This is a genomic window from Streptomyces sp. NPDC021212 (assembly GCF_044332925.1).
Lineage (GTDB): Bacteria > Actinomycetota > Actinomycetes > Streptomycetales > Streptomycetaceae > Streptomyces.
In genome coordinates this window covers 531,073-544,102 of sequence record NZ_JBIRPZ010000005.1, presented here as the reverse complement: position 1 = coordinate 544,102, position 13,030 = coordinate 531,073, and the positions used below count along the sequence as shown (strand labels likewise).

Sequence of the window (13,030 nt, the reverse complement as noted above, 5' to 3'; positions counted from 1 at the left end):
TCAACTGCCGACGCGCCCCTCCCGCACACGCAGCTGGCGGGGCGCCACGCCGTGCCAGCGACGCACCGCCCGTCGGAGCGCCCGTACGTCGGAGAAACCCGCCTGCCGGGCGATGTCACGCATCGTCGCCTCGCTTCGGTACAGCAGCTGTTCGACCCGCTCGCGCCTCACTCCGTCGACGACGGCCTCGTACGTCGTACCGCACTCGGCCAGACGACGGCGCAGCGTGCGCTCGCTGGAGGCGTGACGGCGGGCCTGCTCGACGACCGAGGGCACGTCGGGCAAGCTCTGCGCGATCGAGATCTCCAGCACCTCCAGAAGGTCCTGCTGGTCGCGGCGCGACGCCATCGCCTGCTCCAGCACCTCAAGAGTGGCGGCGTACGTGACGGGATCCCGGCCCGGCATCGGGCGCCGGGCCCACACCATCGGGAACACCATGCGGTTCTCGGCCGCGGCGAACCTCACCGCGCAGCGGAACAGCTCGGTGAACGGATGTATGTCGGGCGGCGCGGGGAAGGCGAACTCGACGCTCTGCGGGGCGAATTCGACGCCGGCACTCAGGCGTGTCAGCGTGACGACGCTGGCGAACGCCTCCTCGGCGAGGAAGACCGCGACCGTCGGGTCGAGCGCGGGGTCGGGCAAGTCGGCGCGCAGCACATAGCCGGTCTCCTCCTCGTGGGCCGACCAGACCACCATGGCCCCGGACAGGTTCTGGAAGCGCACACCTGTCTCGACAGCGTCCCGCAGGGTCTCGGCGGCCAACTGCGCGAAGCCGAGCAACCCCCAAGCGGTCAGGTGCTGGGCCGCACCCACCCGCAGGCCCAGGTGCGCGTCACCCGTGAGCTCCACAGCACGGCGGATGACGGCGCTGCCCTGCCGGTAGGAGACGCGCAGCCCGGCGGAGCGCATCACCGTCTCGTCCAGTCCGACGCGGGCCAGCTCCGAGTGGATGTCGACGCCGTACCCCTCCGCGACGAGCGCGAGGTAGCGGAGGATGTTCGGCGGGATGGTGGCCGACGTACTGCGACTGGTGCCCGGAGTGTTGTCCGGAAAGGGGCGGCGGGGCATGGGCATTCCTTGTCACCAGGACATTGCTCGTCGCACCAACAGTAGACGGGGTCCGCCGTCGGACAGCGAACCCCGAGACGACGTTCGCCGAGCGCGGCCTGGCCAGGAACGGGCAAGCCCTGCTCTGCCACGAATCCACCCATCGAGTTGATCGAACGACTTAAACAGTGGACTAAGTCGATATAATAGAGACATGGCTCACGTCTCCGCGGCCGAACGCCGCCCCCAACTGATCAAAGCGGCCATCGACCTCATGACCAGGGAGGGCGTCGCAGCCGGAAGCACGCGCGCCATCGCTGCCGAGCTGGGCGTCGCACAGGCCACCGTGCACTACACGTTCGGCACGAAGGAGGAGCTCTACCGCGCCGTCATGGAGCAGCTCACCGAGGACCTGGTCGCCCAGGTCGAGCGGGCGACACCCGAGGATTCCGGTTTCGAGGCAACGGTCGCGGCTCTTGCCGCCGCCTTATGGCGCACCGTGGGTGAGCAGCCCACCAGCTACCAACTGCTCACGGAGCTGTCCATGTTCGCTCTGCGCACCCCCCACCTGAGCGAGGCCCTGCGCGGCCACTACGGCGGGATCGTGGACGTGACGACGAAGCTGGTGAACGAGGCAGCCGAACGCACCGGCCACCAGCTCGGCCAGCCGGCCGAGACACTCGCGCGATTCTTCCTCGCGGGTTTCGACGGACTGACCCTGCAGCACCTGTCACTGCCCGACGACGCGGCCGAACACACCGCCCTCCAAGCACTGGTCTCCGCCGTCGTGGCCCTGGCGGGTGGCCGACTGGACCTCGTGACCGTACCTACGGCCTGACCAGGCTGGCGGGCCATCACCCGCACCGGGACACCAGCGCGGGGACCCGGGATCGGAGGCGGCCGGCCTATGTCGTCAACCGGAACTTGGCCACAGCGCCAGATACTCTCAACCCGCGTCGGCAGCGGGCGACGGAGCCGAGTGCTGCTCTGCGGAGGCGCCTACACCTGCCATGGTCATACTGAGCAGAGGCAGAGAGGCGAGGAAAGTGCCGAGGGCCAGAAAGATGCTGAGCACGCCGGCTCCCGCTGCGTCCAGGATGGCGCCGACGGCCAGTGGCCCGACGCCGGTGCCCAGCGCGCCCGCCCCACTGAGGGACGCGACCAGGCGTCCTGTCCGGTCGATGAGCGCGGCGGCAGCCAGCATCTGTACCAGGACGGCCAGTTGGCAGGCCTGCCAGACCACGGCCGCGGCGATGAAGAACACGGCTTCGTGGGTGGAGATCAGGACGGCCATCGCGAGGGCCTGGCCTGTGACGAACGCAGCCATCGACCGCATGCGCCCGAAGCGGCGTGCGGCTGCGGGGCCGACGACCGCACCGACGAGTGCCACGACGCTCGAGACCGCGAGGACCGCCGACACGACCGAGTCCGACATGGCGGTGTGCTGACGTCCCAGCACCGAGGCGTACGACCATGCCCCCTGGGTGACTGCCCACAAGAGGGCGGTTCCGACCAGCAGGATCACCGAAGGGCGGGCCGCGACGCCTTTGCCCTCCACGCCGTCGGAGGCGCCATCGGAGGCTGGAGGGCCGTCCGGAAGCCGGCGCACGAGAGGCCAGGCAGCCATGCAGCACAACGCCATGAGTACGAACCCGGTGCCCTCCCCCACATTGTGGTTGGCTGCGGGCACAGCCATGATCAGCAGCGCCGTCACCCCGACTGTCCCCGAGATGGTCACCGCGGACGCCTTGTCCGCGTCGTCGGTGGCGGCGAGCGCCGCTGTGGCCGCGGCGTAGACCGCACCGAGTCCTGCTCCCAGGACCAGGTTCGCCAGGATCAGGGTCCCCGCATCGGGCGCTGCCGTCGCGGCCAGGAAGCCGACTCCCGCGGAGGCGAGGCCGAGGCGGGTCAGCTGCACACGGCCCGGCCGCGCGGCCCGTTCGGCCAGCAGCAGGGTCACGACGGCGGTCGCCAGCAGCTGGGTCGCGGCGACGAGGCCGGCACCGGAGTTCGACATCGCGAAGCGCGAGGCGAAGTCGTCGACGAAGACGGGCATCACATTCGCCCCACCGTTGCCGAGCGTCACTCCGGCGATGAGCGCCACCGCCACGCCGAAGGTGAGAACGGTACCGCCGCGCGCCTTCACCGGTCCCTCCATTGCAACGAGTACGGGAAGAGCGCGGATCCTCGGCGTACCGCCGAGCGTGCGACAAGCATGGAAACCTCACGTGTGGGAGAGCGAATGGCATTCGGAACGGGGGAGGTCACGGGGCGCGGGCGCTGCGGACGCCCGTGCCCCGTGGAGAGGATCCGGTGTGTTCAGCCGGCCCAGACGTCCTCGACGTAGATGCCGGACTCGATCAGGGCAGCGAGCCAGGCGGTGGCCTCTTCGTCGTCCGCGCCCGTGTACTTGCGGTAGATGGCCATGAACGCCTCGCGCACGGCGGGAGCCATGCGGCGGCCGTCGCCGCAGATGTAGACGCGTCCGCCGGCCTCCAGTGCGGCCCAGACCTCGTCGCTCTCCTTTGCGATGCGGTCCTGGACGAAGCGGGCGCCGCCCTCGGGCGCGCAGGCGAAGGTGGGGCGCATGCTGACAGCTCCGGCCGCCTCGGCCGCTGCGAATTCCTCGCGGTGGAGGTAGTCGACGTCGGGGTGGTCGCAGCCGAAGTAGCACAGCAGCGTTCCGGTCGACCGGGTGTGGTGGCGGTCGAGGACGGCTCCGCGGAAGGGGGCCAGGCCGGTGCCCGCACTGACCAGGATGACGGGGACGGACGGGTCCTCCGGCAGACGGAACGACTCGCTGCACGGAAGCACCCTGGCCTGGACGGTGTCCCCGGCCCGAACGGTCTGGATGTAGTGCGAGGCGATGCCGTGGAAGGTTCCCTCGCCGCCGCGGTGGGGTGCTGCCAGCAGCGAGACCATCAGGTCCACCTCGCCCGGAGCCGCCTGGGCGGAGGAGGAGATCGAGTAGTGACGCGGGCGCAGCACGGGGAGCAGTTCGAGGAAGCGCTCGAACGGCAACTCGCAGGCGCGGTACCGTTCCAGCAGGTCCAGGACGCTTCGCCCCGCGACCGTCACCTGCTCACGGAAGGCTTCGGGTTCCACCGCCGCCAGCTCGGCCAAGGGGCGCTTCTCCGGTGGGCAGGCCGTGTGCTCGGCGAGCACCGCGACCTGCTCCTGGGTCGCTGCGTCCTGCAGTTCAACGAAGTCGGTCAGCAGCCGGCGCAGGGGCAGCGGGCGGTCGACGGGCAGGATGTTGCGGCTGCGGCGGCGGGCGCGCAGCCGGACGGTGCGGTCCAGGTCGAGGCCGAACCGGTCGGCGACCCGCTGGACGAGGTCGTCGGGGTTGCGCGGGAGTACGGCCAGGTGGTCGCCGGTGCGGTAGGTGACGCCGTCGGGCAGCCGCAGCCGCACGAAGCGCTTGGAGCGGCCGAGCGGGTGGTCCGTGTCGACCAGTTCGTACGCGTCGAGCACCTCCATCGACTGGACGCCGTGGCGTGCCGCGAGCCCGCCGATGACCGAGTCGGTCGTGTCCTGCAGCTCGTAGAGCCCCGCATCCTGGTCGGCCTCCGTCTCCACCGCGGCCGCCTCCCCTTCGGCTCCGTACCGGTCGAGCAGGGCGGTCCACAGGTCGCCCGTCCACCGGTCCACGGTGCCGGTGAAGTCGCCGGAGGCGTCGGCTGCACCGCGCTCCAGAAGGCGTACGGCGCCTGCGGCGGTGAGCTTCTCGTCGATGAGGGTGGGGACGCGCTGGTAGGTGGCGGCCCAGTTGCGGTCTCCGACACCGAGTACGGCGTACTGGACGCCGTCGAGCGAGCCGGGCTCAAGTCCCTCCAGCCAGGCGACGAACTCCGTGGCGTCGTCGGTCGGCCTGCCGTTGTAGGAGGCGGCCACGATCACCACGGGTCCGGCGCCGGGCGTCAGCTTGCCCACCGCTTCGTTGAGGGACGTGGCGGTCGCGGTGAATCCGCGTTCGCCGCCGTCCTCGGCCAGATCTCGGGTGATGCCCGCGCAGGTCCCGAGGTTGGAGCCGTGCAGGAGGGTCAGTGCGGTGCCGGTGATGCGTCGGGCCGCGGGCCGCTCCAGGGCCGCGGGTGCGCTGGTCACGGCGGCGGGACGGCGCCGCTCCGCGGCCGTCCGCCGGGCCAGGTCGAGGGTGAACTCGTCGGGCTTGAGAGTGAGGGACTGTTTGATCTTCAGCTGGTAGTTGGTGTGGTCGATCAGGCGGTAGCGGTGCACCAGGAGCGCGAGGACCAGGGTCGCCTCGTGAAGCGCGAACTGGCGGCCGATGCAGGCGCGTTCGCCGTTGCCGAAGGGTTTGAACAAGTGGACGGGGCGTGCCTCCTCCCGCTCGGGCCGGAATCGGTCGGGGTCGAACAGCTCCACGTTCTCGCCCCAGGCCGGGTCCCGGTGCAGCTGCGGAATGAGCACCAGCAGCGACTCGCCCTTGCGCACGGCGTACTTTCCGCCGATGACCGTGTCCTCCAGCGGCTCCACCGCGTAGACGGGCGCCGTGGGCCACAGCCGCAGGCCCTCGTTGAGCACCTGACGGATGTACGTCAGCTTCCCGATGTCTCCGTAGTCCGGTTCGGGCGCGTCCGTGTCGCCCCACAGTGCGTCGACCTCCGCCTGGGCACGGGCCAGGACCTCAGGGTGCTTGGTCAGGTAGTACAGAGCGAAGGACAGCGCCCCGCTGGTGGTCTCGTGCCCGGCGATGAGGAACGTGATCGCCTGGTGGCGGATGTTCACGTCGTCAAGCGGTTCGCCCGTCCCCGCGTCGCGGGTGTGCAGCATCCGCCCGAGCAGGTCGCCGGTGCTCTGATCGCCGGAAGCCCTGCGCTGCCGGATCACGTCGTCGACCAGGTCCTGCATCAGGGTCACGTCGCCGCGGAACTGTTCGGCCTGCCTCCACTTGAACACTTCCGTACCGGGGATCGACTCCCCCTTGGACTGGGCGAAGCCGAGCGCCCGTGACAGCGAGGTGACGAAGGGGTGCTTCTCGTCGCGGCGGAACGACTCGAAGTCGTAGCCGAAGCCGCACAGGCCGATCGTGTCGAAGGTGAGCCGTGTCATGTCGGCGGCGACGTCCACGGGCTCCGTGCCTGCCGCCCGGTCCCACTTCCCTATCAGCTCCCGGGCGACCTTGAGCATCGTCGCGTGGTACCCGCGCATCGCACCGAGCGAGAACGCCGGCATGAGGATGTCGTGCGCCTTCCGCCAGTTCGGCTCGTCGTTGAAGGCCGTGAACAGCCCGTCTCCGCCGATCGCCCGGAGGACGACGAGGTCCGGGTGGACGTTCTTGCGGAAGCGGGTCTCGTCGGCGAGCTCGGTGACGAGGTCCAGGCCGGAGATGAAGTTGATGTCGTTGCCGAAGATCCGGAGCCTGAAGAGCGGCCCCAGCTCCTTGGCCTCTTTCATCACATGGAGCAGGCCGTCGGCACCGCTGGGGACGCTGAACGCGTGGCCGACCAGCGGGAGGGCCGGACGCTGAGGGATCGGCTCGATTCCACGCGGGGACGTCTTGGTCATGAGTTTGCCTTCCGTGCCGCACCGGCTGTCGCTTGCCATCAACATACCCCCGACATTGTCACCTGACAATGTCAGTCGAATGTGTTGCATGACACGGTCACTCGACGGAACGCGGAGGCCACCCGTACGCTGGGCGCAGGTGTTACCTGTCACGCCAGGGCAGGCCGGGCCGGCCGGCGACAGCGGAAGTTGTGAAGGAGTTGGTGCTGCGGCTGGCGCGGATTGACCGACGCGAGTACTCCGCGACGACCGCTCCGGACTCGCGTCCTCTGCGGCCTGATCAACGAGTACGGACATGCGGCCTGACCTGACGCGACAGATTTCTGAACGGCACAGCCACGTAGGTTGCCTGGAGGGGATTCAGTCCCCTCCAGGCAACCTCGGGCTCGAGGGCGGCGCCAGGCCCGCACGATGCCCCTGCCCGGCCCGGCGTGTCAGTTCTCCAGGTGCCAGAGCTGGTTCGTACCGCCCGTGCAACTCCACAGCTGTACTTTCGTCCCGTTGGCGGTCCCCTGGCCGTTGGCGTCCAGGCAGAGCCCCGACTGCACCGCTGTGATCGTGCCGTCGGGATTGATGTTCCACTGCTGATCTGCCTGCCCGCTACAGTCCCAGATCGTCGCCGGGGTGCCGTTGCCCGTCTGGCCGGAGCTGCCCAGGCACTTGTTGCCGTAGACCACCAGCTGCTTCCCGGCGGTGTGGGTCCACCGTTGGTTGGAGCCGCCGTTGCAGTCCCACAGTTGTGCCTGCGTGCCGTTGGCCGTGGTGGAGTTGTTGATGTCGAGGCAGCGCCCCGACTGCTGGCCGACGATCTCCTGGTTGCCGGAGGGCGCCGGCGGATTCGAGCCGAACTGTGTGAAGAACTGCCATACCGCTGCCGACGTCCAGGTGCGCCAGCCGTCACCGGTGGAACCGTCTATCGGACCGGGGTCGTGGCCCGCTCCGTCGAACGCGGCCCAGACGACGGGGTATCCGGACCTGCATCCGGAGTAGGTGGTGATGATGTGGGCCAGGCTTCCGTAGGACGGCTCGGGCGGGTTCTGCGGGGTGCAGCCGTTCGTCCGGACGAAGGTGTCGCGCAGTTGCCGTCCCGACGCGATGGGCAGCACGTTGTCCCTGAGGCCGTGCAGACCCATGTAGGCGATGGGCTGGTTGCCCCCGTTGCACCCGCTTAGGTTCGCGCCGGAGTAGACCGCGACCGCGCGGAAGACCGTCGCCCGCGAGCAGGCCAGGGCGTACGACATCGCAGCGCCATAGCTGAATCCGGCGGAGAACACCTGGGTGGTGTCGACGCACAGACCTGCTTCGATCTGGCTGACCATGGCGTCGACGAAGGTCACGTCCTGGCCGCCGGGGTTGGCCCAGCCGTTGCCATTGCCCTGGGGCGCGACGAAGATCGTGCTGTTGTTCGCGTCCGCCAGGCGCCGCAGACCGTAGTAGGACCAGTTGTACCCGTCGCTTCCGCCCGAGTCGACGTCGCCCGCCGTGCCGCCCCGCCAGTGGAAACCGAAGATCAGTCGGTAGGGGTGGTTGCTGTCGTAGCCGGCAGGAATCCGCAGTATGTAACTGCGGGTCTGGCCGCCGACCTGCATCGTGTGCGTACCACTCGTCAGCTCTGGGGCCTTGCCGCACCCGGCGGTCGCCCGGACGGCGCCGGTGGTCGTGGCCGACGCGAGCGCGCCGAGGCCGCTGCTGAACGAGGTGCCCGGAGCTGCCAGTACGAGAAGTACGGCAGCCGCGATGGACAGGAAAAGGCGTTTGGGTTTCATGTACTCCTTCTTCCGGAAGCTTGCCGCTGTGACCGCTCAGGCCCCGGTGATGGTCCATTCGTTGTTGGTCCTGGAGTTCGGTGTCCACATCACCGTGGTCGAGCCGACCGTGGTACTGCCGCTGCCGTCGAGGGCGGTGCCGACCGTCAGTGCCAGACGGCCGGGTCTCGCTCTCGTGCCCATCCGATCCTCCGCCCCGTTCGGCACCGCTGGGCTGCGGCGCGCGTCATGGACGGGTCTGGCTCCCCTGCTCGGACGGTGCGGCGCGGTGGCCCGCCGGGGCGGCGGTCGGATGCCGCCCCGGTGTCGAGCGCGGGTCTCTCACAAGGTCAGCTCAGTGACCATTGCTGGTTGGATCCCCCGTTGCAGGTCCACAGTTCGACGGGGGTGCCGTTCGCGGTGGCGGCGCCGGTCACGTCCAGGCACAGGCCGGACTGGGCGTTGGTGACGGTGCCGTCCGCGTTGAGGTTCCACTGCTGGTTGGTCTGGCCGTTGCAGGCCCAGGTGATGACCTTGGTGCCGGGGCCGGTGCCCCGGCCGGAGGCATCCAGGCACAGCCGGCTGCCGCCGGAGTACACGGTGAGCTCCTGGGAGGCGGTCTTCGACCAGGTCTGGTTCGCCGCGCCGGCGCAGTCGCGGATCTGGGTCTGCGTACCCGGCGTCGTGCCCGCGCCAGGCACCTCCAGGCACCTGCCCGCACCCACCGCGCGCAGCGCACCCGTCGTGTTGCCACCGCCGCCGCCCACCCCGTAGCCGGCGGCGGTGATGGCGGCCTGCACGGCGTTCTCGGTGGCGTCGGAGGGGTAGCCCGCCGTCATCGCGCCTTCGAAGAACTCGCCGGTGCCCGAGACACTGTTGTCGCCCCCGGTGCCGAGCAGGACCGAACTGTCGAGCTTCATCGGTGAGTAACCGCCCGGCAGGGGACCGGAGAAGGTGGTGGTCAGGCCGCCGCTGGCGCCGTTGCCGTATTTGAGGGTGAAGTTGCTGGTGCCGTTGTTCTTCAGCCACGCGCTGACAAACGGGTAGTGCACGCCGGTGTTGTTGGGGTCCTTGTTGGAGCCGGTGTTGGTGTGGTACATGCCGTTCTCCAGATCGGCTTCCACCCACGGGCCGTTGCCGGTGCACCCGTTGAACCAGCAGGCGTTGCCCCAGTAGATGGCGTTCATGGTGGCGTTGCCGGTGTCGGTGTGGGAGTTCTCCCCGCTGCCGTAGTCGAAGCAGCACCACTGGTTGGTGTAGTTCGACGACGTCACCATGTAGATGCCTTCGGGCTGGGAACCGGTGGCCACACCCTTCGCGTGATCGATCCGGTAGCCGACACCTTGCTTGACCTTGACGCCGAAGACCTGGTGGCCGGCCGCGGTCACCGGCAGGGCCATGGCGTCCGCCCCGACGTCGGATCCGCCCGGGCCAGGGCCCTTCCAGAAGCCGCCCCAGGAGATGGGCAGGTCGTTGTGCTCGGTGGTCTGGTCGTAGATCTTGGTGATCGTGCACGACGTGCCCGAGCAGAACGAGACCTGGGAAGCCGCGTCGGCGTATCCGCCCGCGCCGAGCACCGCGATGTCGCGGTAGCTGTGATCGGAGGACCGCTGGATCTGGTACAGCGGCCCGTTGTACGACGCGAAGAGGGCCCTGGTGGTGGAGTGCGCCGTCACACACGGCGTACCGCCCGCGGCGTAGATGTCACACGGAAGCGACGCGTCCGCCGCGCGGTGGGCCGCCGGGTGGATGGTGGCCGTGGTCCGGGGGTGCGATGACGTGGCGAACGCCGGCGCGCCGAACGCGGCCAGGGCCATCGCCAGGGCGACAAGGAGTACGGCTTTCCCTCTCCTTCGCCCGGGAGGGACGGCTGGTTCGATCATGGCGACCTCCTCTGTGGCGGTGCCGCCCCACGGCGGCACCGAAGCTGCCGGTGGTCGATGCGGAGGCCCCGGCTGTCCGTGGCGGGCAGGCCCCGTGGGAGAGCCCGGCCGGTGCTGGGCCGAGGCGCCGGAGGGGGACTCATCCCAGCGTCCAGCGCTGGCTGCTGCTGCCGTTGCAGGTCCACAGCTGGGCGAGGGTGCCGTCGGCCGTGGCCCCTCCGGCGACGTCCAGGCACAGACCGGACTGGACTCCGGTGATCGTGCCGTTCGAGTTCAGCGTCCACTGCTGGTTGGTCTGGCCGTTGCACGACCAGATCTCCACCTTCGTCCCGGGGCTGGTCCGGTTGTCGTAGGCGTCCAGGCACATGCGGCGGCTGTCTGAGTAGACGGTGAGCTGGTCGGAGGTGGAGTGCGTCCAGGTCTGGTTGTCCCCGCCGTGGCAGCTCCAGATCTCCACCTGGGTGCCGGCGGTCGTGGTCGAGTCCGGTACGTCCAGGCACTTGCCGGCGCCCACCGCGTGCAGCGCGCCGGTCACGCTGGTGCCGCCGCCGCTACTGGTGCCGCCCGCGACCCGGTACATCACCGTGCCGTGTGCCGGCACCGAGGCACTGATCGTGCCGGAGGTGGTCGAGGACGCTCCCGACCACAGGTCGGTCAGCGCGTAGGCGGACGCGCCGGACTTCCCGATCGCGGCCGCGGTGGTGGTGATGGTCGCCGTCGAGCCCGTCTCGTTGAACAGCGCGACCGACACGTCCCCATTGGCCAGCGGCTTGGCCAGCACGTCCAGGCCGCCCGAGGAGGAGACCATGGTGCCCTGCTTGCCCAGGGGATCCTGGTCCACCGCGATCACCCGGGAGTTGGTCAGCGTGGAGAGGGTGTCCGCACTGGCCGAGGGGATGTTGGTGCCCGCGATCAGCGGCGCGGCCATCTCCGCCCACAGACTGAACTCGCTGCGGCTCTCAGTGGCCGTCAGTGAGCCGTTGCCGACCTCCAGCATGTCCGGGTCGTTCCAGTGGCCGGGACCGGCGTAGGAGGCCAGCCCCACGTTGCTGTGGAAGATCGACAGCATGCTGGAGAAGCTGGCGGTGATGTCCCCGGTGGTGCGCCAGCTGTTGCCCACCCCCGCGCCCCAGGTCCACACGTTCTCCTGGCCCCAGTTGCACAGGCTGAACAGGATCGGCCGGCCGGTGGCCGCCAGGGCGTCACGCATCACGGTGTACCGGGTCCGCGCGGGCGCCCCTGTGTTGTTGCAGTTGTCGTACTTCAGATAGTCCACGCCCCAGGAAGCGAACGACTGCGCGTCCGTGGTCTCGTGCCCCAGGCTGCCCGGATACCCGGCGCAGGTCGCGGTGCCCGCGTCCTCGTAGATCCCCAGCTTCAGCCCCAGCGAGTGCACGTAGTCCGCGGTGCCCTTGATGCCGTCCGGGAACTTGGCCGGGTCCGGCACCAGGCGGCCGCCGGAGTCGCGGCTGTGGGTCATCCAGCAGTCGTCGATGTTGACGTACGAGTAGCCCGCCGCCTGCATGCCGTTGGTGTGCATCGCCTGCGCGGTGGACTTGATGAGCGACTCGGAGACATTGCAGCCGTACGCGTTCCAGTCGTTGAAACCCATCTGCGGGGTCAGCGCGAGCCCGTTGCCGAGTGCGGCGGCGGGTTGCGCCGTTCCGAGGGAGACGAGGGGAACGGCCGCGGTGAGCAGCACGACCGAGACGATGAGCGTCAATGTTCTGCGCAAGGACATCCGCGGGGACAGCGACAACCGTCGCCTGGCTCTCGCAGTGGACACGGGCATGATTCATCACTCCTGGGCCGGGTTGCGGAAGGAGGCGCCCACTCCCGGGGCGCGTCCGCCGGGCGTGGTGCCGGTGCGGCGGGTGACGTTCACGTACGCCGGTTCACGGGGCCCAGGAGACCGGAAGTGCGGTCCGCCGCTGAGGAATGCCGCACCTGGCCACGCACGGGACGGGGCGGTTTGATCCAGCCCGCCGCGTCCGCGGCCTGGACCCCCGCGTTGAATGCGTCCGCCATCTTGCGGTAGCCGTTGTCGTTGGGGTGCAGGGCGTCGGACAGGTCCGCGGCAGTCAGAGCGCTCATGTCCACCAGGCGTACGTGCTTGCCGGCGGCCTGCTCGGCCTGGACGATTCCGGGGAGCTTGGCGTTGAACGCGGGCCGGTGGGCCTCCTCGGTACCGCTGGTGGAGACGATCAGGGTGCCGACGAGGACGGTCGCGTCGGGCGCGTCCCTCGTGATCTGGTCGATGAGTGCACGGAGCCGGTCGGGTGCGGTCGGGACCTGATAGTTGCCGTTGAGATCGTTGGTGCCGATTTCCAGGGTGACCACATTCGGCCGGTAGCGGGCCAGCACGGAGTCCGTGATTCCTGCTATCTGGTCGATCCGCCAGCCGGAGTGGCCTTCGTTGTCCGGGTCGGACATGGACCCGCCGCGTCCCGAGCCGACGAAGTCCACGGCGTGTCCCTCGGCCGCCAGACGGTTCCACAGAAAGCCGCGGTAACCATTCCCGGACGGGCTGCCGACGCCCCAGGTGATCGAGTTGCCCAACGGCATCAGCCGTAAGGCGGCGGGCGCGGCGGCCCGCGCGGCAGGGGGAGGCGCCTCGGTGCTGGTGGCGGCGGTCGCGGGCAATGCGGCGCCCATGCCGAGCGCGGCCGTCAGCGCCACGGCCAAGGGGACCCAGTGCTTCTTCATCAGCGTTCCTCACTGGTGTGGGACGGTGGATGTGGTGAACGAGCCGCCGGTCCGTGCGGGCCCGTCGACACTGCCCGGCGCCGACACGGAATTCCTGCCTGGTGCGTGCCGATCGGGAGC

General features: G+C 69.6%; 8 protein-coding genes and 1 pseudogene. 1 reads left to right on the top strand and 8 read right to left on the bottom strand.

Annotated elements, in window-relative coordinates; translation table 11 throughout:
- Nucleotides 1-1,068 carry an AraC family transcriptional regulator gene (locus ACH4SI_RS17165; RefSeq protein ID WP_398296523.1) on the bottom strand — a complete coding sequence of 356 codons (1,068 nt, stop codon included), beginning with the start codon at nt 1,066-1,068 and terminating at the stop codon, nt 1-3.
- 193 nt (nt 1,069-1,261) lie between these two features.
- On the opposite strand from ACH4SI_RS17165, the gene ACH4SI_RS17160 reads away from it, so the two are divergent.
- On the top strand, nt 1,262-1,885 hold the full coding sequence (locus tag ACH4SI_RS17160) for a TetR/AcrR family transcriptional regulator (protein WP_063737376.1): 624 nt from the start codon (nt 1,262-1,264) through the stop codon (nt 1,883-1,885).
- Between the two features lie 108 nt (nt 1,886-1,993).
- Here ACH4SI_RS17160 and ACH4SI_RS17155 read toward each other — a convergent pair whose 3' ends face one another.
- The 7 genes and pseudogenes from ACH4SI_RS17155 to ACH4SI_RS17125 form a co-directional block, all read right to left on the bottom strand.
- Entirely contained in the window at nt 1,994-3,151 is a 1,158-nt protein-coding gene (locus ACH4SI_RS17155) for an MFS transporter (protein WP_398296522.1), read from the bottom strand.
- 215 nt (nt 3,152-3,366) lie between these two features.
- Nucleotides 3,367-6,576: a bifunctional cytochrome P450/NADPH--P450 reductase gene (locus tag ACH4SI_RS17150; protein WP_398296521.1), complete on the bottom strand. Its 3,210-nt coding sequence runs from the start codon at nt 6,574-6,576 to the stop codon at nt 3,367-3,369.
- Between the two features lie 434 nt (nt 6,577-7,010).
- On the bottom strand, nt 7,011-8,342 hold the full coding sequence (locus tag ACH4SI_RS17145; RefSeq protein WP_398296520.1) for a ricin-type beta-trefoil lectin domain protein: 1,332 nt from the start codon (nt 8,340-8,342) through the stop codon (nt 7,011-7,013).
- A gap of 36 nt (nt 8,343-8,378) precedes the next feature.
- Entirely contained in the window at nt 8,379-8,525 is a 147-nt protein-coding gene (locus tag ACH4SI_RS17140) for a hypothetical protein (RefSeq protein ID WP_398296519.1), read from the bottom strand.
- Nucleotides 8,526-8,671: 146 nt separating this feature from the next.
- Nucleotides 8,672-10,204 carry an arabinofuranosidase catalytic domain-containing protein gene (locus ACH4SI_RS17135; protein ID WP_398296518.1) on the bottom strand — a complete coding sequence of 511 codons (1,533 nt, stop codon included), beginning with the start codon at nt 10,202-10,204 and terminating at the stop codon, nt 8,672-8,674.
- A 139-nt stretch (nt 10,205-10,343) separates the two neighbouring features.
- Nucleotides 10,344-11,945, bottom strand: coding sequence for a glycoside hydrolase family 27 protein (locus ACH4SI_RS17130; RefSeq protein WP_398296570.1), 1,602 nt, complete (start codon nt 11,943-11,945; stop codon nt 10,344-10,346).
- 161 nt (nt 11,946-12,106) lie between these two features.
- Nucleotides 12,107-12,910: pseudogene (locus ACH4SI_RS17125) on the bottom strand (SGNH/GDSL hydrolase family protein); the annotation flags it as partial.
- Between the last annotated feature and the right edge of the window lie 120 nt (nt 12,911-13,030).

Excerpts from the sequence above, each read along its gene's own strand:
- ACH4SI_RS17130 (WP_398296570.1), bottom strand. The coding sequence starts at position 11,945 with ATGTCCTTGCGCAGAACATTGACGCTCATCGTCTCGGTCGTGCTGCTC.
- ACH4SI_RS17145 (WP_398296520.1), bottom strand. The coding sequence starts at position 8,342 with ATGAAACCCAAACGCCTTTTCCTGTCCATCGCGGCTGCCGTACTTCTC.
- ACH4SI_RS17135 (WP_398296518.1), bottom strand. The coding sequence starts at position 10,204 with ATGATCGAACCAGCCGTCCCTCCCGGGCGAAGGAGAGGGAAAGCCGTA.
- ACH4SI_RS17140 (WP_398296519.1), bottom strand. The coding sequence starts at position 8,525 with ATGGGCACGAGAGCGAGACCCGGCCGTCTGGCACTGACGGTCGGCACC.
- ACH4SI_RS17160 (WP_063737376.1), top strand. The coding sequence starts at position 1,262 with ATGGCTCACGTCTCCGCGGCCGAACGCCGCCCCCAACTGATCAAAGCG.
- ACH4SI_RS17150 (WP_398296521.1), bottom strand. The coding sequence starts at position 6,576 with ATGACCAAGACGTCCCCGCGTGGAATCGAGCCGATCCCTCAGCGTCCG.
- ACH4SI_RS17165 (WP_398296523.1), bottom strand. The coding sequence starts at position 1,068 with ATGCCCCGCCGCCCCTTTCCGGACAACACTCCGGGCACCAGTCGCAGT.